Origin of the sequence: Craterilacuibacter sp. RT1T, from assembly GCF_023502145.1 — a bacterium.
Classification (GTDB): Bacteria; Pseudomonadota; Gammaproteobacteria; order Burkholderiales; family Chromobacteriaceae; genus Craterilacuibacter.
In genome coordinates this window covers 1-21,606 of the sequence record NZ_JAMFLI010000013.1, presented here as the reverse complement: position 1 = coordinate 21,606, position 21,606 = coordinate 1, and the positions used below count along the sequence as shown (strand labels likewise).

20 protein-coding genes are annotated in these 21,606 nt (G+C 53.9%); 8 read left to right on the top strand and 12 right to left on the bottom strand.

From position 1 onward, the window contains the following. Positions 1–9: 9 nt before the first annotated feature. Genes M3P88_RS14485 through M3P88_RS14475 form a run of 3 tightly spaced genes read right to left on the bottom strand, consistent with a single transcriptional unit; the run spans position 10 to position 2,858 of the window. Entirely contained in the window at positions 10–489 is a 480-nt protein-coding gene (locus M3P88_RS14485) for a DUF934 domain-containing protein (RefSeq protein WP_249616709.1), read from the bottom strand. Further along, the gene (locus M3P88_RS14480) at positions 473–2,131 is read right to left on the bottom strand and encodes a nitrite/sulfite reductase (RefSeq protein WP_249616708.1); all 1,659 of its coding nucleotides are present in this window, start codon (positions 2,129–2,131) and stop codon (positions 473–475) included. Before M3P88_RS14480 ends, M3P88_RS14485 begins: the two co-directional genes overlap by 17 nt. A 19-nt stretch (positions 2,132–2,150) precedes the next feature. Then, positions 2,151–2,858 carry a phosphoadenylyl-sulfate reductase gene (locus M3P88_RS14475; RefSeq protein ID WP_249616707.1) on the bottom strand — a complete coding sequence of 236 codons (708 nt, stop codon included), beginning with the start codon at positions 2,856–2,858 and terminating at the stop codon, positions 2,151–2,153. A 112-nt stretch (positions 2,859–2,970) separates the two neighbouring features. Here M3P88_RS14475 and cysB point away from each other — a divergent pair, with 112 nt between their 5' ends. Next, on the top strand, positions 2,971–3,921 hold the full coding sequence (gene cysB / locus M3P88_RS14470) for an HTH-type transcriptional regulator CysB (protein WP_249616706.1): 951 nt from the start codon (positions 2,971–2,973) through the stop codon (positions 3,919–3,921). 66 nt (positions 3,922–3,987) lie between these two features. Here the strand turns inward: cysB and fabG are convergent, their stop codons facing one another. Both fabG and M3P88_RS14460 read right to left on the bottom strand, forming a co-directional pair. Beyond that, positions 3,988–4,728: a 3-oxoacyl-ACP reductase FabG gene (gene fabG, locus M3P88_RS14465; protein ID WP_249616705.1), complete on the bottom strand. Its 741-nt coding sequence runs from the start codon at positions 4,726–4,728 to the stop codon at positions 3,988–3,990. Between the two features lie 304 nt (positions 4,729–5,032). Continuing rightward, positions 5,033–6,664, bottom strand: a complete 1,632-nt coding sequence (locus tag M3P88_RS14460; protein ID WP_249616704.1) for an ABC-F family ATPase — start codon at positions 6,662–6,664, stop codon at positions 5,033–5,035. Positions 6,665–6,831: 167 nt separating this feature from the next. On the opposite strand from M3P88_RS14460, the gene dapA reads away from it, so the two are divergent. Together dapA and bamC are read left to right on the top strand one after the other, a co-directional pair. After that, positions 6,832–7,707 (top strand): 4-hydroxy-tetrahydrodipicolinate synthase, encoded by an 876-nt coding sequence (dapA, locus tag M3P88_RS14455; protein WP_249616703.1) that lies wholly within the window; start codon positions 6,832–6,834, stop codon positions 7,705–7,707. A gap of 13 nt (positions 7,708–7,720) precedes the next feature. Beyond that, positions 7,721–8,848 carry an NlpB/DapX family lipoprotein gene (gene bamC / locus M3P88_RS14450; RefSeq protein WP_249616702.1) on the top strand — a complete coding sequence of 376 codons (1,128 nt, stop codon included), beginning with the start codon at positions 7,721–7,723 and terminating at the stop codon, positions 8,846–8,848. A 558-nt stretch (positions 8,849–9,406) separates the two neighbouring features. Here bamC and M3P88_RS14445 read toward each other — a convergent pair. Then, complete coding sequence (locus M3P88_RS14445) at positions 9,407–10,543, bottom strand: ribosomal protein uL16 3-hydroxylase (protein ID WP_249616701.1); 1,137 nt, start codon at positions 10,541–10,543, stop codon at positions 9,407–9,409. Positions 10,544–10,676: 133 nt separating this feature from the next. Between M3P88_RS14445 and M3P88_RS14440 the strand changes: the two genes are divergently transcribed. After that, the gene (locus M3P88_RS14440; RefSeq protein WP_249616700.1) at positions 10,677–11,156 is read left to right on the top strand and encodes an FKBP-type peptidyl-prolyl cis-trans isomerase; all 480 of its coding nucleotides are present in this window, start codon (positions 10,677–10,679) and stop codon (positions 11,154–11,156) included. A 45-nt stretch (positions 11,157–11,201) separates the two neighbouring features. Here M3P88_RS14440 and prmC read toward each other — a convergent pair whose 3' ends face one another. The 5 genes from prmC to M3P88_RS14415 form a co-directional block, all read right to left on the bottom strand. After that, positions 11,202–12,017 (bottom strand): peptide chain release factor N(5)-glutamine methyltransferase, encoded by an 816-nt coding sequence (gene prmC, locus M3P88_RS14435; RefSeq protein WP_249616738.1) that lies wholly within the window; start codon positions 12,015–12,017, stop codon positions 11,202–11,204. Positions 12,018–12,022: 5 nt separating this feature from the next. Beyond that, on the bottom strand, positions 12,023–13,462 hold the full coding sequence (mgtE, locus tag M3P88_RS14430) for a magnesium transporter (RefSeq protein ID WP_249616699.1): 1,440 nt from the start codon (positions 13,460–13,462) through the stop codon (positions 12,023–12,025). 211 nt (positions 13,463–13,673) lie between these two features. Further along, positions 13,674–14,357: a monofunctional biosynthetic peptidoglycan transglycosylase gene (gene mtgA / locus M3P88_RS14425; protein WP_249616698.1), complete on the bottom strand. Its 684-nt coding sequence runs from the start codon at positions 14,355–14,357 to the stop codon at positions 13,674–13,676. 74 nt (positions 14,358–14,431) lie between these two features. Then, the gene (gene aroE / locus M3P88_RS14420; RefSeq protein ID WP_249616697.1) at positions 14,432–15,253 is read right to left on the bottom strand and encodes a shikimate dehydrogenase; all 822 of its coding nucleotides are present in this window, start codon (positions 15,251–15,253) and stop codon (positions 14,432–14,434) included. 94 nt (positions 15,254–15,347) lie between these two features. Beyond that, positions 15,348–15,800 (bottom strand): rhodanese-like domain-containing protein, encoded by a 453-nt coding sequence (locus M3P88_RS14415; RefSeq protein WP_249616696.1) that lies wholly within the window; start codon positions 15,798–15,800, stop codon positions 15,348–15,350. A gap of 263 nt (positions 15,801–16,063) precedes the next feature. Between M3P88_RS14415 and glnA the strand changes: the two genes are divergently transcribed. The 4 genes from glnA to ntrC all read left to right on the top strand — a co-directional run bounded on the left by glnA (position 16,064) and on the right by ntrC (position 20,640). Beyond that, positions 16,064–17,482: a type I glutamate--ammonia ligase gene (glnA, locus tag M3P88_RS14410; protein ID WP_249616695.1), complete on the top strand. Its 1,419-nt coding sequence runs from the start codon at positions 16,064–16,066 to the stop codon at positions 17,480–17,482. 64 nt (positions 17,483–17,546) lie between these two features. After that, a complete protein-coding gene (locus M3P88_RS14405; RefSeq protein WP_249616694.1) occupies positions 17,547–18,056 on the top strand; it encodes a DUF4124 domain-containing protein in 510 nt (169 codons plus the stop codon). A gap of 69 nt (positions 18,057–18,125) precedes the next feature. Next, positions 18,126–19,196, top strand: coding sequence for a nitrogen regulation protein NR(II) (glnL, locus tag M3P88_RS14400; protein ID WP_249616693.1), 1,071 nt, complete (start codon positions 18,126–18,128; stop codon positions 19,194–19,196). A 16-nt stretch (positions 19,197–19,212) separates the two neighbouring features. Beyond that, positions 19,213–20,640, top strand: coding sequence for a nitrogen regulation protein NR(I) (gene ntrC / locus M3P88_RS14395; RefSeq protein ID WP_502798962.1), 1,428 nt, complete (start codon positions 19,213–19,215; stop codon positions 20,638–20,640). A 1-nt stretch (position 20,641) separates the two neighbouring features. On the opposite strand, the gene M3P88_RS14390 is transcribed toward ntrC, so the two are convergent. Then, complete coding sequence (locus M3P88_RS14390) at positions 20,642–21,568, bottom strand: aldo/keto reductase (RefSeq protein ID WP_249616691.1); 927 nt, start codon at positions 21,566–21,568, stop codon at positions 20,642–20,644. Between the last annotated feature and the right edge of the window lie 38 nt (positions 21,569–21,606).

The window sequence follows — 21,606 nt, the reverse complement described above, 5'->3', positions numbered from 1 at the left end:
CATGCATGTTTAAAAAATACGCTTAAATAAAGGTTCGGCGCGACGCCAGGAAACCTGATAACCATCAGAGAAGTCTTGCAGCGCGGCCAGTGCTTGAGCCGCATCCCTGTCTTCCCGTATGGCAAAGCTGTCAAAACCGCTTTGGTGCAGGTAATATAACTGGTCTTGCAATACATCACCAATCGCACGCAATTCTCCGCTATAGCCATAACGCTCGCGCAGCAGGCGCGCCAGGCTATAGCCGCGGCCATCGGTGAACGCGGGAAAATCAATGGCAATTAAAGATGCATCCGCCAGATGGGGCAGCAATATGGCCATATCCGTATCCGGCGCAAGCCAGGGCGCAGCACGGTGAGGATGTGCCAAACGTGCCGACAGCCAAGCCTCCAGCGGAACGATCACATCTTGTGCCGGCCATAAGCCTTCGTCTTCACGCACCAGCAGCCACTCGTCCGCCGTCACCTGCCCGTTTTTAATGATGTTGCGCATAGACCGACTCCTTAAAGGGCACAAGGCCAATACGCCGTACCGTCTCGATAAAGCGCTCACCCGTCTGGCGCTCGGTGATGTAAACCCCCAGAATCTTCTCGAAGACCTGCGGAATATCGGCTTGGGCAAACGAAGGACCGATCACCTTGCCTAGCGATGCCTGATTGCCCTGACTACCGCCCAGCGTAATCTGGTACCACTCCTCACCATTTTTATCGACCCCCAGAATACCGATATGACCGATATGGTGATGACCGCAGGCATTGATGCAACCGGACAGGTTGCAATCAATCTCGCCCAGGTCATGCAGATAATCCAGATCATCGAAGCGGCGCTGTATCGCTTCGGCAACCGGAATAGACTTGGCATTGGCCAGACCGCAGAAGTCACCGCCCGGGCAGCAAATGATATCGGTCAACAAACCGATATTCGGCGTAGCAAAACCCCACTCGCGCGCCAAGGTCCACAAGGCGAACAGATCCTGCTCACGCACATCCGGCAGAATCAGGTTCTGCTCGTGGGCGGCACGGATCTCGCCAAAACCAAAGCGCTCGGCCATCCCGGCCACTGCATCCATTTGCTCGGCCGTAATGTCACCGGGTGGTACGCCGGTTTTTTTCAATGACAACACCACGGCGCGATAACCCGGTTGCCGGTGGGCACGGGTATTGCGCTCAAGCCAGCGCACAAAAGCAGGATGCGCTTCCATGGCGGCCGTCAGCTCGGCAGGATGGGCAGGCAATGTCTCATAAGCCGGTTCAGTAAAGAAGCTGGCAAAGTGCGCGATATCCTGCGCGCGCAAGGTCGCCGCACCATTTTTCAAATGCTGCCACTCATCCTCAACCTTGGCCGCGAACCCCTCTACCGTCATCGCCTTGACCAGAATCTTGATGCGCGCCTTGTATTTGTTGTCGCGCCGGCCAAAGCGGTTGTAGACGCGCAGTACGGCATCCAGATAAGTCAGCAGGTGCTCGCCCGGCAAAAACGCCCGCACCTGCTCGCCGATTACCGGGGTGCGCCCCAAGCCCCCTCCCACCAGTACGCGAAAACCCACTTCGCCGTCGGCATTCCTGACCACCTGCAACCCGATATCATGCACCCAGGTTGCGGCCCTATCCTCCAGAGCGCCGGAGACGGCAATCTTGAACTTACGCGGCAGATAGGCAAACTCGGGATGCAAGGTGCTCCACTGGCGGATGATTTCGCACCAGGGGCGCGGATCCAGCAGCTCGTCAGCGGCTACGCCGGCAAAGGCATCGGTGGTGGTATTGCGTACGCAGTTACCCGATGTCTGGATTGCGTGCATTTCAACATCCGCCAACTCGGCCAGAATATCCGGCACACTCTCCAGCGCCGGCCAATTGAACTGGACATTTTGCCGGGTGGTAAAGTGGGCATAGCCTTTATCGTAGGTGCGGGCAATATGCGCCAGCTTGCGCATCTGCTGGCTATTGAAATGCCCGTAAGGAATAGCCACCCGCAACATCGGTGCGTGGCGCTGTATATACAGGCCATTCATCAGACGCAAAGGGCGGAACTCTTCTTCGGACAATTCCCCAGCCAGAAAGCGCCGGGTCTGGTCGCGAAACTGCGCCACCCGCTCGCCCACAATGCGGGCATCCACTTCATCATATCGATACATATATGTCTCCGGGTGCGGCTCAGGCCGAGGCCGATTTAAGCAAACTCACCTTGCCATGCAAGCCGCACTCTTTAGATTCTGGGTTTTCCCACCACCAGCGCCCGGCGCGCACATCTTCGCCAGCGGAAATGGCGCGCGTACAAGGTGCACAACCGATGGAAGGATAGTGCTGGTCATGCAGCGCGTTATAAGGCACGCCATGCTGGCGGATATATGCCCACACATCGGCCTCGCTCCAATCAAGCAAGGGACTGTATTTCATCAAGCCATGTACCGTATCCGGCTCTCGTTCGGACATATCCGACCGGGTGACCGATTGCTCGCGCCGCAAGCCGGTCACCCATGCGGAATGCCCGGCGAGCGCCCGGCGCAAAGGCTGCAGCTTGCGTACCTCACAGCAGGCTTTACGCAGCTCGACACTTTGGTAAAAGGCATTCATGCCATGCTGCGCCACCCATGTCTCGGTCGCCTGGGTGTCAGGAAAAAAAACCTGCAAGGGATAAGCCGGATAATGCTCTGCCATCACCTGCATCAAATCATATGTTTGGGCAGGCAGGCGCCCGGTATCCAGACTGAAAATGCCGATAGGCAAGCACATATCAGCAATCAAGTCGGTCAGCACCATATCTTCGGCGCCCAGACTATTGGCCAGTACCACCGAGGCCTCGTTTGCAGCGATCTCCTGCAATAAGGCACGGGTATGGGACAGTTTATTTTCCAGATTCATCAGGCTTTTCCTCAGCGGCTTCTGACAGCATGCTACCCAATTGACTTATAAACTTTAAAGAATATCGTGCTAATATCTAATTCCATCTGGTTTTATAAAAAGGAAGCGGGGCATGAAGCTGCAACAACTGCGCTATCTGGTTGAAGTCGCCAAGCAAGGGTTGAATGTGTCAGAGGCGGCGGAAAAGCTGCATACCTCGCAACCGGGTATCTCCAAGCAGATCCGTCTGCTGGAAGACGAGTTGGGCATACAGGTGTTTATCCGCAACGGCAAACGTGTGGTGGCGGTATCGGAGCCAGGCAAGGAAATCCTGCGTATCGCCGAGCGCATCTTGCATGAAGCCAAGAATCTCAAGCGCGTAGGCGAAGAATTTTCACGCGAGTCCGAAGGTTCGCTGACCATCGCGACTACCCATACCCAGGCTCGTTATGCATTGCCGTCGGTGATTTCCGAGTTTGTGCGACGTCACCCCAAGGTCAGACTCTCCATCAAACAAGGCAGTCCGACCCAGATCTGTGAAATGGTTGTCGCCGGCGAGGCCGACTTCGCCATTGCGACCGAAGGTATCGAGCTCTACAAAGAGCTGGCCATGCTGCCATGCTGCCAGTGGAACCGCAGCATTGTCGTGCCACAAGGGCATGAACTCACCCGTTTGACACACCCCTTGACGCTACAAGACATCGCCGCCTACCCCATCATTACCTATGACTTTGCCTTTGCCGGGCGCTCAAAAATCAATAAAGCTTTTGCCAATGCCGAGCTCACTCCGAACGTCGTACTGACCGCCATCGACACCGATGTCATCAAGACTTATGTCGGGCTGGGTCTGGGTGTCGGCATTATCGCCAGCATGGCCTTCGAGCCCGAACGCGACAATAAACTGGTAGCCATCGATGCGGCCCATTTATTCGCTCCCTCGACCACCAAGATAGGCATACGCAAAGATGCCTATCTGCGTGGCTTTGCCTATACGCTGATCGAACTGTTCGCGCCCCATCTGCAGCGCAAACAGGTAGAGGCCGCACTATTAGCACATGACCCGCGCTTTCCGGCAGACGACTGAGCCTGTTCGGATGCAAAAATGCCCCGCCGTAAACGGCGGGGCATTCATTTATACGCACGGGCGAAATTAAAGCGTCAGACCACCGGTCACTTCAATCGCGGCACCATTGATATAGCTGGCCTCATCGGATGCGAGGAAAGCATATACATTGGCAATTTCTTCCGGAGCGGCCATGCGCTTCATCGGTACCTTGTCTTCCATCGCCTGAATGACCTTCTCCGGCATGGCCTGCAAAATCGGCGTCGCTACAAAGCCCGGACATACCGCATTGGCACGAATACCCTTTTTGCCCAGTTCTTTGGCCCAGGTTTTAACAAAACCGATCACGCCAAACTTGGTCGCTGCATAGTTGGTCTGGCCAAAGTTGCCATAGACACCAACAACGGACGAAGCATTCAGGATCACGCCACTGCCCTGCTCGATCATGGTATCAACCACGGCTTTGGCACAGTTGTAAACGCCCTTCAGGTTGACATCGATCACCTTGTCGAACTGGTCATCACTCATTTTGGCCAACTGGGCATCCATCACGATACCGGCGTTATTAACCAGAATATCGATACGGCCATAGCGCGCCTTAAGGTCAGCTACCATGGCTGCAATTTCAGCCTTGTCGGTGACATTGACCCGATAACCTACTGCCTGTCCACCCGCGAGCTTGAGCTCTTCAACGACAGTGCTGACCGCTTCAATGCTCAAGTCACAAACCGCTACAATCGCACCTTCACGTACAAATTTCTCGGCCGTCGCCTTGCCGATACCGCTGGCAGCACCGGTGATAATGGCAACTTTATCTTTCAAACGCATGGTTTTTCCTTTGTACACGCATACAGGATGGCCAGACTATCTGGCACGCCCTCCATCGACCTTTGCATAACTGCACTGTGGTCATATTTTTTGGTTTTGTACTCGCTTGCAGCACACGACATTAAGAGGCGTAACTTGTGCACCGCAATATATCCCATAGCATAAAAACGGTAAAGCAAACGCTCGAAATGACAGACCAAACGCAACATACACATAAAAAAGTGGCGCCACCCCGTGTGAAAATACGGAATGACGCCATCAGCTAACCGCAGCTAGTGACTGAGCACAAAGCCAGCAAATACGCTTACTCGATGCCCTTGCTTTCCAGATAAGCCTCGTAATCGCCCATATAGTAGTCGTAACCACCATTGCCATCGAGCTCAAGAATCTGGGTTGCCAGCGAGCTGACAAACTGGCGGTCGTGCGACACGAAAATCAGCGTGCCTTTATACTTGTCCAGCGCCATGTTCAAGGCTTCGATCGACTCCATGTCCATATGGTTAGTCGGCTCGTCCATGATCATTACGTTCGGCTTTTGCAGAATCAGCTTGCCATACAGCATGCGTCCCTTCTCGCCACCGGACAGCACACGCACCGCTTTGGTCACATCATCGCTGCCAAACAGCAAACGCCCCAGGGTGCCACGAATCACTTGCTCGTCATCACCTTCCTGCCCCCATTCGCGCATCCACTCGGACAGGGTCGCATCGGAATCAAACTCGGCCTCGTGATCCTGGGCAAAATAGCCCAGCTGGGCCTTCTCGGCCCACTTCACCGTACCGTAATCGGCAGTAATGCCCTCGGCCAGCTCGGGCGAGAAGGCACCTGCCAGCAATTTGATCAGCGTGGTTTTACCGGCACCGTTAGGACCGATAATCGCCAGACGCTGGCCAGCTTCGAGAATCAGGTCGAGATTCTTGAACAAGATCTTGTCGTCGTAAGCCTTGGACAGCTGATGCGTCTCAACAGCCTGACGATGCAGCTTGAACTTGTCATCCATCTCAAAGCGGATAAACGGACTCTGGCGACTGGAGGGCTTGACCTCGACCATCTCGGACTTGAGTTTGTCTACCTGCTTCAAACGGCTGGTAGCCTGACGAGCCTTGGACTTGTTGGCCGAGAAGCGCGCAGCAAACTCCTGCAACTCCTGAATCCGGTCCTTGGCCTTGGCATTGGAGGACAACTGCCGTTCGCGTGCCTGGGTCGACGCGATCATATAGTCGTCGTAGTTGCCCGGATAAATACGAATAGTGTTGTAATCCAGATCCGCCATATGCGTACACACCTGATTCAGGAAGTGACGGTCATGCGAAATGATGATCATGGTGGCATTGCGCTCGTTGAGCACATTTTCCAACCAACGGATGGTGTTGATATCCAGGTTGTTGGTTGGTTCGTCCAGCAGCAGGATGTCCGGATTAGAGAACAAAGCCTGAGCCAGCAGCACGCGCAACTTCCAGCCTGGCGCAACCGCGCTCATCGGGCCGAAATGCTGATCCTGTGGAATACCCACACCAGACAGCAATACGCCTGCACGCGCTTCGGCGGTATAACCATCGTATTCGGCGAACTTGGCTTCAAGCTCTGCCGCATGCATATAATCTTCTTCGGTCGCCTCGAGATTGGCATAGATCGCATCGCGCTCGCTCATCGCGGCCCACATCTCGGTGTGGCCCATCAACACGACATCGATGACGCGCTGGTCTTCATAGGCAAATTGATCCTGGCGCAATTTACCCAGACGCAAGCCGGACTCAATAGAGACTTCACCCGAAGTCTGCTCCAGATCGCCGCCCAGAATTTTCATGAACGTCGACTTGCCCGAGCCATTAGCACCGATCAAACCATAACGGTTGCCTTCGCCAAAACGGACCGAAACTTTTTCGAACAGCGGCTTCACGCCGAACTGCATGGTAATGCTACTAGTGGTAATCACGCTTGCATCCTTGAGCCGATTGGCCGTAAGTACCGGAAAAACGGAGGATTCTAGCACAAATCCCCGCCACCAAACCATCCGCAACAGCTATGCATATGCCCTTTTGCCCGCGTAGCGAATTCCGCTACAATCTGAAGCCTTTGCCATCAAAAAATATAGGCCTCACTATGCTAACAGGCAGCCTGGTAGCCCTGGTCACTCCGATGTTCGAGGATGGCCAGGTTGATTTCGATTCCCTATCTAATTTGGTTGACTTCCATATCGACAACGGCAGCGCCGGTATTGTCGCGGTAGGCACCACCGGCGAATCCGCCACCCTGACAGTAGACGAACACCTTGCAGTGGTACAAGCCGTCATCCGTCACGCAGCAGGACGCATTCCTGTCGTAGCCGGCACTGGCGCCAATAGCACGGCAGAAGCGGTTGAATTGTCACGCCACGCCAAAGAGCTGGGCGCAGACATGACCCTTTCGGTTGTACCCTACTACAACAAACCAACCCAAAGCGGCATCTACCAGCATTACCGCACGATTGCAGAAGCCGTTGATATTCCTCTAATCATGTACAACGTGCCTGGACGCACGATTGCCGACATGAGCAATGACACGGCGCTCAAGCTGGCCGAGATTCCCAATATTGTGGGGCTGAAAGATGCAACCGGTGACATCGGCCGCGCCTGCGATCTGATTCGCCGCGCACCTGCCGATTTTGCCCTGTACTCCGGTGACGACCCGACCGGCATGGCCTTTATGCTGTGCGGCGGCCACGGCGTCATTTCCGTCACCGCCAATATTGCGCCCCATGCGATGAGTGCCTTGTGCGTCGCCGCCCGCGCCGGCAACTGTCACGCCGCGCGTGAAATCAATGATCGCCTGCAAGGCCTGCATAAACATTTGTTTATCGAACCCAACCCGATTCCATCCAAGTGGGCACTAGCGCGCATGGGACTGATCGCATCCGGTATTCGCCTGCCGCTGGAACCCATGAGCAGCGAGGCCATTCCCACAGTCGAAGCGGCCATGCGCCAAGCCTGCGTACTGTAAAACGGAAAACCCAATGAAAAAAAATATCTGTCTGCCCTTACTGCTTACCGGCCTGATCAGTGCCTGCTCGAGTAATGCCGTGCTGGAAAAACCGCTGGACTACAAGTCCGATACGCCGGTACAGCAAGGCAAACTGGAACTGCCTCCCGACTTGACTGCCCCCCAGATCCAGAACCGCTACCAGTTGCCTGGTACCGGTAGCGCTTCACTGATCGACTACAGCAAGACTGGCAGCACCCCGGCACAGATCCAGCAAGACAGCAATTTGCTGGTCAAGCCAGCCAATGCCCATATCGAACGTGGCGGCACCCAACGCTGGCTGGTCGTCGACAACAAAGCCCCCGAGCAAGTCTGGCCGCTACTGAAAGCCTTCTGGCAAGACAACGGCTTTGTTATCAAGAGCGAGGAACCGGATATTGGCCTGATGGAAACCGACTGGGCTGAAAACCGCGCCAAACTGGGCATGGATCCGGTGCGCCGCATGCTGGATACCGTTGGCTTGGGTGGCATCATGTCGACTCCTGAGCGCGACAAATTCCGCATTCGCCTGGAGCGTACCAGCAATGGCACCGAGGTGTACTTCACCCACCGCGGCATGTACGAAACCTATATTAACGAAGGCAAGAGCGAAACCAAGTGGCAGCCTCGCCCGGCCGATCCAGAACTTGAAACCGAGTTTCTTGCCCGTTTTATGGTGAGACTGGGGCATACCGAAGACCAAGCCAAAACCTCGGCCAAAGCGGTAGAAAACCAGCCGTCCACAGTAGAAAAAACTCAGATCCAGGCAGGCACCCTGCTAGTCAATGACGGTTTTGATCGTGCATGGCGTCGTGTTGGTCTGGCGCTGGATCGCATAGGCCTGCAAATTGTCGACCGCGATCGCTCACAAGGCATCTACTACGTCCGCCCAGCCAAAGGGGATGTCGATGCACAAACCGGAAAAACAGAGGGTGGCTTCTGGTCCGGCCTCGCTTTCTGGCGCGACAAGAATGAAGCGATCCAGCAAGAAGAACAGTATCGCGTCACCGTTCAGGCGGATGGAAGCCAGACAAAAATCCAGCTGCAAAGCAAGGATGGCCAGCCACTGGCAGAAACACTCGCTACCCAGATTGCACGCAAACTGGCCGAGCAATTGAAGTAAGAAACACTCGATACGCCGGCCTGAGAACTCAAGCCGGCGTATTTTTTATCAACTGCATAGACGCAAAAAAACCCGCCGACGGCGGGTTTTTTAGTATCGCAAAAGCGATTACTGAGCAGCGGAAGCGTCAGCAGCAGGAGCGGAAGCGTCAACTGGAGCGGAAGCATCAACCGGAGCCGAAGCTTCAACGGCTGGAGCCGAAGCCTCTACAGCCGGGGCGGAAGCTTCAGCCGGAGCGGCTTCTTCTTTTTTGCCACAAGCGGACAGAGCTACAGCCAGCAGGGCAGCAACGAGGATCGACTGTTTCATTTTTGTATACCTTTACTATGAGTGTAAGAACAAGACATTTAGTTCAGCCAAATCCCAAAGTGGGATTCAATCAGAATTCTTGTGAAGCGATTCTAGCACGAAAAAAATTTCTGGGAAGGGGAACTCAAACGAAATTTGACATTCTCAGTCACCCAATTTGCTGCCAAGCAACAAACCCCCAAACAAACCCTTTCCGGCAGGAGCAAAATCATATCGGTTGTTACCCGCGACCACAAGCACCCAATTGGGTTATTTTTCAACCTCGATGGATTCAGGTAACCAGTAGCCATCCAGATAGCCCTGATAAAGCGCGATCAGCATGGAGTCCCGCACATCTTCTCCGGCCAAAAAACGCTGATTAGCAAAGCGTTGCCAGCAGGCAACACTTTCAGCGTCCACATCCAGTATTTCTCCGTTGCAATACAGCAACGACTCGGTATACAGAATCTGACTCTTGCGGCTCAAGCGTACGCCGTCACGCTGTACGCATACAGCAAAATCCTCTTCATCCAGTTCGTCTTCCGGCGCATCATAGAAGACGCTCGCCTTGGGCTCGGACAGATAGTGCCCGAGAAAATCGGCAACCAAGGCCTTATCCCAGCGGATCTGAGCCAGCGTCTGCGCGATCTCGTCCACCATCGCCTGCGGAATACGCGCCGGATCAGACTGCCACTGCAAGCCCGGATCGGCATAGCGCCCCTCTACACAGATTCTGTCCTGCATATAAACCAAAAACTCGGTGGCCAGCTCTTGCGCGCTCGGCGCCCGAAAACCGATCGAATAAGTCATACCCGGCTCCATGGCTACACCATAATGCGCATAACGCGGCGGAAGATAGAGCATATCTCCATGCTCCAGGATGTATTCCTCCTCAACCCGAAAGTCTTTAAGCACCCGTATTGGCGCATCTTCGATAAAAGCGTCATCGGTTTGCGCCGAAATTTGCCAGCGCTTGCGCCCACCAACCTGCAACAAAAAGACGTCGTAGGAATCGAAATGCGGCCCCACCGTCCCGCCGGGCGGGGCATAACTGATCATCAGATCATCCAGCCGGGCATAAGGGATAAAATTGAAGCGCCACAGAATTTCATCGATATGCGGCAAGTGGTGATTGACACTTTGCACCAGCAAAGTCCAGTCACTCTCAGGTAAACGCTTGAAGCGCGAAGCGCGGAACGGCCCGTTTTCCACATGCCAGCCACCTTTACGGCTCTCGATCAGGCGCGACTCGACCTCTTCTTGCTGCGCCAGCTGACTCAGCCAGTCAAAATCGACAGGCGCCCCCACATCCCGCAGCGCCCCGCGAATCAGCAATGGCTTTTTGTGCCAGTATTCGCGCAAAAAAACCTCTGCAGACATCCCGCCCAACAACTCGTTCGTGCCCATGGCAGTTTCCCGTTTAATGTGTGACCCAATGGTTTACAATATGCACAAGTGCAAGCCTGCCCGCGCCTAAAACTTATGCAGAGCGTGGCAGTCACTCGCTATTTACTCATAACCAACTGCACGGACTACACGCATGCAAATCGCTAAAAATTCTGTCGTAACGCTTGATTACGAAATGTTCGACGCCGACAACAAAATGATCGATAAGTCCGAAGAGCCGATTTCCTATCTGCACGGTGGCTATGATGGCATCTTCCCGCTGGTGGAAGAGGCTCTGCATGGCAAGGCCGTAGGCGACACTGTAGACGTCATGATGACGTCCGATGATGCGTTTGGCGACCCGGAAGAAGAGCTGGTACGTGTGGAGCCGCTGGATGTATTCCCGGCCGACATCGAAATCGGCATGGTATTTGAAGCGGATGATCCGGAAACCGGCGATGTCCTGCTGTTCCGCGTTACCGACATCGCCGACGGCAACGCCATCGTGGATGCCAACCATCCACTGGCCGGCATGGCTATCCGCTTCAAGGGTAAGATCACCGACGTGCGCGAAGCCAGCGCCGACGAAGTCACCCACGGGCATGCTCACGGCGAACACGGTCACCACCACTAAGCCGTAATTCAGACCTAAACAAAAGGCAGCTCAAGCTGCCTTTTGTTATTGTGGCGCACACCCTAGGGTCACCCGATCCAGCCCGGCCAGATCCGGCAAGGTCTCAACCTCCAGCAACCCCGCCTCGGCAAACAACTTGCGGCACGCCTCGCCTTGATCATAACCATGCTCGACCATCAGGTAGCCACCGGGCAACAAACGGGCAAGCGCTTCTGCGGCAATGGCACGCAGACAGGACAAGCCGTCGGCCCCATCGGTCAAGGCCATCCTAGGCTCAAAGCGGACATCGCCTTCTTGCAAATGATGGTCGTCCTGATGGATATAAGGCGGATTGGAAACAATCAAATCAAAACGCATCGCTTCCGGCAAGGGCGCATACCAACTCCCCTCGCTGAACGCCACTTTCGCTCCTAGTTGCACCGCATTACGCATGGCAACTTGCAATGCTACTGGCGACAAGTCAACCGCCATCACCTGCCATTGTGGCGCCTCCAGCGCCAGCGTTACAGCAATGGCTCCACTGCCGCACCCCAGATCCAGCACATTTGCAGCACGCCCACGCCCGATTTTGAGCAATGCGGCCTCAACCAGATGCTCCGTCTCGGGGCGCGGAATCAATACGTCGGGGGTCACGGTAAACATGCGACCGTAGAACTCTCTCTCGCCCAGCAGATAAGCGATAGGCTCCCCGGCCATACGGCGCGCAACCAGCGCATCGAATGACAACTGCTGTGAGGCAGTCAGCGGCTCATCATCATGCGCCAGCAAATACATGCGATCAAAACCGGTAGCAGCCATCAGCAGCAAGCGCGCATCCAGACGGGCAAGGGGACAAGCGCGAAGCACTTCTTGTATCGTCATCATGATCACATCAGGAACACGGAAGCCAACCCCAGGAAAATAAAGAAGCCTCCCGAGTCGGTAAATGCCGTAATCAGCACACTGGAACCCAAAGCCGGATCCCGCCCCATTTTCTGCATCAGGGTCGGCACCAGCACCCCCATGGTCGCCGCCAGAATCAGATTAAGCGTCATCGCAGCGGTCATGACGAGTCCCAGCGAGAAGCTGTCATACAGCCACCATGCAACCATCCCAATGACCCCGCCCCAGACCACACCATTGATGACACTCACTCCCAACTCCTTGCGCCACAACATCCACGCCTGATTGGGCTGCATCTGCCCCATCGCCAGAGCACGCACGATCATCGTGATGGTCTGGTTACCCGAGTTGCCGCCAATACCCGCCACGATGGGCATCAAGGCCGCCAACGCCACCAGATGCTGGATAGCGCCCTCGAATACACCGATCACCCGGCTCGCGACAAAAGCGGTGCACAAATTAACCGCCAGCCAAGCCCAGCGGTTCTTGACCGAGTCTATCACCGGGGCAAACAGGTCTTCCTCTTCTCGTAAACCGGCCAAGCTCAACACTTCGCTTTCCGACTCCTCGCGAATCACGTCCACCATCTCGTCCACGGTCAGACGGCCAATCAGGACGCCTTTTTCATCCACCACCGGTGCTGTAATCAGGTCATAGCGCTCAAACGCCAATGCGGCATCTTCCGCATCGTCCGTAGGATGAAAAGTCACCACATCGGTAGCCATCACTTCGGATACATCGGCATCCGGGTCGGAAACAAGCAATTTCCTGATCGACAACACGCCCTTGAGAATGTCGTCGTCGTCGATCACGAAAATCTTGTCGGTATGCTCAGGCAATTCGTCAAAGCGGCGCAAATAGCGCAATACCACTTCGCACGAGACATCGGCACGGATCTTAACTAACTCGAAATCCATCAATGCGCCGACCTGCCCCTCCTCGAACGAAAGCGCAGACTGCAGTTGCTCGCGCTCTTCGTCATCCAGCCCCCCCATCACCTCATACACCACCTGGCGAGGCAAATCGGGCGCTAGATCGGCCAGTTCGTCAGCATCAAGCTGTTCGGCGGCAGCGACCAGCTCATGCGCATCCATGGACTCAATCAGCGTCTCGCGTACGGCATCAGAAACTTCGAGCAGGATCTCGCCATCGCGCTCGCTCTTGACCATATCCCAGACCAGCAGACGGTCATCCAGCGGCAAGGATTCCAAGATGTAAGCGATATCGGCCGGATGCAGCTGATCCAGCTTGTGGTGCAGTTCATTGACGTTCTGCTTGTGAACCAGCTCTTCGACCAGACCATGCTTGGGCATGTTCTGACGATGAACGAGCTCCTCGACCAGATGGTGACGCTCGATAAGGCGCTGAACCTGGGCAAGACTATCTTGCAGACGATCGGTGGGTTTCTTTTCGAGAACCGTCATGCGCGCCTCCTTCCGCCGTAATAGGCGGCGGCAAACGCACGCGGTTTTTAACGGCGGGGTATTAGTGCTTCAGTCGAAAACTGAATGTTCGTTAAAATTTGACTGGGTAAGTCCATACGAATACCGCACCCGTTTGTGCGGCAGGAACGAAGGAAAGGCAGGATTCTAGCATGAAAGCACGAACGGCTTCCAGCGCCAATAAAACAGAACATCATGGCACATCGGCGTAACGCATGCGACGCTGGATGATATTGCTTTTACGCGCCAAACCACGTGCATTGCGGTGGGCATCATAATAACGGGGATTGGGCACCATGGCCGCCAGGCGCGCGCCCTGCGCTGCAGACAAACGGTTGGCACTGGTATTGAAATAATGGCGACTGGCCGCCTCGGCACCAAAAACGCCATCGCCCCACTCAATTACATTCAAATAGATTTCAAAAATGCGCCGCTTGTCCATAACGGCCTCAAGCATGACGGTAATCATGCCTTCTTCCAGCTTGCGCCATGGCGTGCGCTTACCGGACAGAAACAGATTCTTGGCTAGCTGCTGGCTAATCGTCGAGCCCCCGGCCACGATGCGACCTTGTTTCAGATTCTTTTCAAATGCGGCTTCGATACCATCCCAATCAAAGCCCTCATGGTCAACAAACTTGGCATCTTCCGATGCAACAATTGCCCGCTTCAGGTTGGGCGAAATACGCTCGTAAGCGACCCAACGATGATGCAGTTCGGCATCGGGGTTCTCTGCCTGCAAACGGGTAAGTTGCGCGCTCATAAATGCGCTGACTGAAGGGTTATGGCTGCGCCAGTATACGATATGTCCGAAAATCCATACGTTGTACAACACCAATAGCGCCAATAAGGCGGCAAAGATTTTAAGCGCAAGACGCATGAGGCAGAAAAACCAGAGGCAAGGAAAAGCAGGAGTAAGTGCCATCATCATGATGGCACTCTAGACGCGTCGAATCAGGCCAGTACTTCGCGCAACATATTGGTCACACGGCGCGTTTCTGGGCGGACGCCATGCCAGATATCAAATGATTCAGCCGCTTGTTCAACCAGCATTCCCAGACCATCAGCCAGCATTCCGGCATATTCACCTTGCGCGCGCTGCAAGAAAGGCGTCAGGCCTTTGCTATACACCATATCGTATGCCAAGGCACGCGGTGAAAACAGGCCATGCGGTATCGGTGGCAGTTCTCCGGACAAGCTGCTTGACGTGCCATTAATCACAATATCGAAATGCAACCCTTCCAGCTCGGCATACCCCGTCGCCACAACACGCCCCCAAGGAGCAAAGTGGTGAGCAATGGCCTCGGCCTTAATCAAGGTACGATTGGCAAGCATCAAGCTAGCCGGCTGCTCGGCCAACAAGGGCCCCAAAACGCCACGCACGGCACCGCCCGCCCCCAGCACCAGTACCCGCTTCCCACTAATGGAAAAATCCAGATTCTGGACAATGTCGCGTACCAAGCCCACACCATCGGTATTGTCGCCGTAAAGCCTGCCATCACGCAGGCTTAACGTATTCACCGCCTCGGCCGCGCGCGCCCGTTCGGAAACTTCATCAGCCAAACGGAAGGCATCCCCCTTAAAAGGCAAAGTGACATTCAGCCCCCGACCTCCGGCCGAAAAGAAATCACCTGCCACCGCAGAAAACTGCCCCAACTCGGCATAGAGTTTTTCGTAACGCAGGGAGCAAGCACAGGCGTTGGCAAATTCAGTATGAATAAACGGAGACTGACTGTGAGACACAGGGTTGCCGATTACGGCATAGCGTTCGGTCATATAGGGGCAACTCGCGAAATAGACAGGCCAGACAATGGCAATAGCCAACACTTTGCCTTGCTACACGCAAAACATCAACCATAAAGCATAACAATCAGCCTTGTTGCCAAGGCAATCCGCGCGCTTTCCAGCCAGTGAGTTGTCCACGGTGCTCTGCCTCATCCTTATCACCCTCGAAGCCCTCAAGGACGTTATATACGCTGGAAAACCCATGACTAGCCAACAGCCGCGCGGCCTCATCCGAGCGCGCGCCAGTGCGACATAGCAGCATCAGTACCGTTTCCTTATCCAGCTGGTGCTCGGCCTGCGCCAGAAAATGCGGGTTAGGCTGCATACCTGGCCAAGCTTTCCATTCAAGAGATAAAGCACCGGGCACGACACCAACAAACTGCAACTCGGCATGACTGCGCACATCCACCAGATGAGCACCCGGCAGGCTCTGCAACAGCTCCCATGCCTCCTCCGGCGTAACAGCACCAGAATAAGGCAAATCGGATTGGGCAGCCCGATCATGGGCACGCTGCAAAATTTCGGATCGATGACTCATGGCATTCTCCTAAATCAGCTTTACTAAACGTTTTCTAGCATAGCGCCCATTAACTTATCTGACCAGCGGCCACAAGTGCACCAATTAGGTGCATGCACCTCATCAAGCGCACCAAAATAAGGCGTCCAATATGCATCAACAATCCCATCTGCTTATGGCACAATGATCAAAGCACCTAAACATAGCTGGCATGCTTAATGCTTTAGATTTCACGCCAATTTTGTAGCATCCCACCCGATGCGCGTTGCCTTAAGGAGATCACCATGGCGGTAGCCGACGTTTTGAAACTGATCGAAGAGAACGACGTAAAATTCGTTGACCTTCGTTTTACCGACACCCGCGGCAAGGAACAGCACGTGACCATTCCGGCACACGTACTGACTGAGGATGCAGAGTCCTGGTTTGAAAGCGGCCACGCCTTTGACGGCTCGTCTATCGCCGGCTGGAAAGGTATTCAGGCTTCTGACATGCTGCTGATGGCAGACCCGTCCACCGCCAAAATCGATCCATTCTTCGACGAGCCTACCGTATTCATGAGCTGCGACGTGGTTGACCCTGCCGATGGCAAAGGTTATGACCGTTGCCCGCGCTCGATCGCCAAGCGCGCAGAAGCCTACCTCAAAGCCTCCGGTATCGGTGACACTGCCTACTTCGGCCCAGAACCTGAATTCTTCATTTTTGACAGCATTACCTGGGGCACCGATATGTCCGGTTGCTTCGTGAAGATCAAGGCAGAAGAAGCGGCATGGGCTTCGGCAGAAGAGTTTGAAGGCGGCAATACCGGCCACCGTCCAGGCGTCAAAGGTGGTTACTTCCCCGTTCCTCCGGTTGACTCTTCGCAAGACCTGCGTTCGGCGATGGTACTGCTGCTGGAAGAACTAGGCGTTCCTGTTGAAGTTCACCACCATGAAGTCGCAACCGCTGGCCAAAACGAGATCGGCACCCGCTTCAGCACACTGACTCAGCGCGCTGACTGGACTCAGATCATGAAATATGTGATCCAGAACGTCGCCCACAGCTATGGCAAAACCGCGACCTTTATGCCTAAGCCTATCGTTGGCGACAACGGTTCCGGCATGCACGTTCACCAGTCGATCTGGAAAGACGGCAAGAACCTGTTTGCAGGCGACGGCTATGCCGGCCTGTCCGATATGGCACTCTACTATATCGGCGGCATCATCAAGCACGCCAAGGCACTGAATGCGATCACCAATCCGGGCACCAACTCATACAAGCGTCTGGTTCCGCATTATGAAGCTCCGGTTAAACTGGCTTACTCGGCTAAAAACCGCTCGGCTTCGATCCGCATTCCACATGTATCCAACCCTAAAGGCCGCCGTATCGAAGCGCGCTTCCCGGATCCGCTGTCCAACCCTTACCTGTGCTTCTCGGCTCTGATGATGGCCGGTCTTGACGGCATCCAGAACAAGATCCACCCAGGCGATGCAGCTGACAAGAACTTGTATGATCTGCCACCTGAAGAAGACAAACTGATCCCAACAGTGTGCGCTTCGCTGGATGAAGCCTTGGCAGCACTCGATGCTGACCGCGAGTTCCTGACCCGTGGCGGCGTGTTCTCCAATGAATGGATTGATGCATTCATCGAACTGAAGATGCAGGAAGTCAACCTGACCCGCATGACCACTCATCCGGTTGAGTTCGCCATGTATTACAGCCTGTAACCGGCTGTGTAAATCACAAAAACGGCAGCTCAGGCTGCCGTTTTTTATTTATGCATGACGCGGCATGTTCTTTTCCTTATCATCCATCTATTCTATTTTGCAGCGTAAGGCCATGAAATCAGCTATCGCTCTCTTGCTGGCCAGTCTCGCCAGCCTGCCCTGCAGCGCGGCAACCATTTACAAATATGTAGATCAGGACGGGCACGTCACCTACAGCAATATTCCGGCACGCGGAGCCAAGGCGCTCACCATCAACGTCCCCTCGGCTCCTACCAGCCAAGCTGCCATGCGCACACCTCAGCGCAGCGATTCGTCTGGGTTTCCGACTGTAGCCCCTGAAACCCAGCGCCAACGTGATGGCGGCCGCCGCCAGATACTGCAAAGCGAGTTATCAAACGAACAAAAAGCACTGGATGATGCCCGGCGCACACTTTCGGACTCGGAAGCAAGCTTGCGCACTGGCTTACGCACCAATCCTGAGCTCAGCAAACGCATTGCACTGCAGCGTGAATCAGTGAAAGATAGAGAGCGTAATGTACAAGCCCTGCAACGCGAGCTTGGTCTGAGCCAATAAGTGCATGATCGGCCAAGCTGGACAGCTTCTTGCTTAACTAAAAAGCTTACCTCTACTTTGGCCCATGCCATGCCGGACTCAAACTTCAACGGACTCGACCTACTCGAAACACCCGTGCTTATTATTGAGCATGACAGTGATATCGTGTATGCCAACCAAGCTTGTGAAAGCCTGTTTGCCGTCGGGCAGCGCGAGCTAACCCGTCACAGTCTGTTTGACCTGATCCAGGATTCCCGCGCCTTGCGCCATGCAGTACAAAGTGCGCTTCAGTGTCAGGCCAGTTTCATCGAGCATGATCTGCCACTACTGCTTCGCAATGAGCAATCCTTGCATGTCGGCCTCACCGTCACGCCAATAGATAATGAAGGCCAGCGTGCGCTGGTTGAACTACGCCCAATTGACCAGCAAAGAAAAATCGCCAACGAAGAGCGCCTACTCCTGCAACAGCGCGCCAATCGTGAGCTGATCCGTAATCTGGCTCATGAGATCAAAAACCCGCTAGGCGGCATCCGTGGCGCAGCGCAACTACTCGAGCATGAAATTGCCGACCGGCCCGAACTACTGGAGTACACCGGCGTCATCCGCGAGGAAGCACTCCGGCTGCAATCTTTAGTCGATCGCATGCTGGCTCCGCACAAACGCCAAGTGGCCAGCGAGGTCAATATCCACGAGGTGCTGGAACGAGTACGCAGTATCGTCCTTGCCGAATTTGGTAGTGGACTGAGCATCCGGCGCGATTATGATGTCAGCCTCCCCTTTCTGATTGCAGATAAAGCGCAGCTCATTCAGGTGGTATTAAATATTACGCGCAATGCAGCGCAGGCCCTAAAGGGAATAGGAGAAATCATTCTCCGAACGCGTATCAACCGCCAGGTAACTTTAGCGCGCAAACGTCATAACCTGGCATTAAAATTGCAGATCATCGATAACGGACCGGGCATTCCAGACGAAATACAGGATCATGTATTTTACCCGCTAGTCACAGGGCGGGCGGAAGGGACAGGGCTTGGGCTAACCTTGGCGCAAACCTTTATCCAGCAACATGGAGGGGCCATAGAGTTTGACTCCTACCCTGGGCATACCTGCTTCAGCATCGCTCTGCCTTTTGGCAACGAATGCGCCATCACCGAAAAACAATGAAAAATAGAGGGGTAGCATAATGGACAAACCGGTATGGATTATCGATGATGACAAAGCCATTCGCTGGGTACTGGAAAAAGCACTCGGCCGCGTCGGCATCGGTTTCGACAGCTTTACCAATGCCGATGATGCCCTGAATGCCCTATATGACAAAGTGCCGCAGGCCATCATCAGCGATGTACGCATGCCAGGAACCGATGGTCTTAAATTTTTGAGCAAGCTCAAAGCCGAACACCCACAACTGCCCGTTATTATCATGACGGCACACTCCGATCTGGATTCGGCCGTCGCAGCGTTTCAAGGTGGTGCATTCGAGTATTTGCCCAAGCCCTTCGACGTCGACCAGGCTGTTCAGCTTATAGAGCGTGCACTGACAGAAAATCATGTACCTGACGCACATATTCCGCCACAACAGGAGTTACCAGCCCTACTAGGACAAGCGCCTGCGATGCAGGATGTATTTCGAGCCATCGGGCGCTTATCGCAATCCAATGTAACCGTACTGATTACCGGAGAATCAGGTACGGGTAAAGAACGTGTAGCCGAAGCCCTGCACCGCCACTCGATACGCAGTGGCAAGCCATTCATTGCCATCAATACCGCCGCCATTCCGCGCGATTTGCTGGAGTCCGAATTATTCGGCCATGAAAAGGGCGCATTTACCGGTGCATTAGCCACCCGTCGCGGCCGGTTTGAAGAGGCAGAAGGTGGGACCTTATTTCTCGATGAAATTGGCGATATGCCCACCGAACTACAGACTCGTTTATTACGGGTACTTTCGGATGGTCATTTCTATCGCGTTGGCGGACACACTCCGATCAAAGCGAATGTGCGGGTCGTTGCCGCTACCCATCAAAATTTGGAAGAGCGCGTCCGCCTAGGACAATTTCGCGAAGACCTGTATCACCGCCTCAACGTTATCCGTCTGCGCCTGCCAGCATTGCGTGAGCGGCACGAAGATATCCCTTTACTGGTGCAACACTTCCTCGCCAAAAGTGCCATCAGTCTGGGCGTCGAAAGTAAACGCCTGAGCAATGCCGCCATGGAACTCATCACTCAGGCATCTTTCCCCGGCAATGTGCGGGAACTGGAAAATCTGTGCCAGTGGATTACCGTCATGGCACCGGGGCAAATGGTCGATAGTGTCGATCTTCCTCCCGAGTTGCGCTGCGTGAATAAAGCGAGTCAACACGCTTCCGCTAATGCGGAAGAAGGCGAAACAATAGCTGCGACCGACTGGGCACACATTCTGTCGGAAGAGGTCAGCCGCAGACTCAAGGCTGGAGAAACGGGGATTATCGATGAACTGACCCACCGCTTCGAAGAGAGCTGCATACGCGCCGGGCTCGCTTGTACCGGAGGACGCAAAGTAGAAGCAGCCCAGATTCTGGGCTGGGGACGTAATACTTTAACAAGAAAAATTCAAGAGTTAGGCTTGGAATAAGCTATGGCAATTGAACGCCTCTTGCACAAATCATTAATTCATACCACTCGCGGTGAGTCATCACTACATCGCGAGCCTGCGTGCACAGCCGAATCCTATCAGGATTGCTGCTACCTATTACAGGTGCAATATTAGCAGGATGTCGCATCAACCAGGCCAAAACAATGGCTTCTTTTGATACAAGCTTTTCCTTCGCCAGCTTTTCGACTAATCGGGCCGTATTTTTCGTCGCAGAATCCGCATTTTCAAGACTTCGACCCGAATAAATACCTTGTGCCAATGGACTCCATGCCTGCAGCTCAATATCATTCAACATGCAAAATTCAACTGTACCCTGCTCAACACTCAGTTCCTTGTGATCGATATGGTTAAATAACAAGCCGCTTTCAACCCAATCCCGCTTATGTAGCCCCATCTCCAACTGATTTGCTACTATTTTTCTTTCAGAATACTGTTCAAGCAAGCCAATATGGGATGTTGACATATTAGACACACCTAGGCCGCGCACTTTACCGCTATCAAACAGATGGTCAATTGTACGTTTAAACTCTTTTCTCTCAATCAACGCATCAGGCCGATGCAATAACAATACATCTAAATATTCTGTCTGTAGGCGATGCAATATTTTATCGACCTCTCCCACAACATGATCATATCTATAATCGTAAAAATTATTACCCCCATCGAATGGGATATTAATACCAACCTTAGACTGGATTTCGATGCTATCACGCAAATTTTTATGATCACTTAAGTAGTAACCAAAAACTTCCTCAGATTTTCCAAATTTATAAATATTTGCATGATCAAAACGAGTAATACCAGCGTCAATAGCAGTCTCAATGGCCACAAATGATTTATTGATATCATCCATTGTTAATGCATTACGATCCCATTCTCCACCTAGACTCATCGCGCCAAAAATCATGAATAAACCTCATTTATATAACTTATTAATACTTCTTC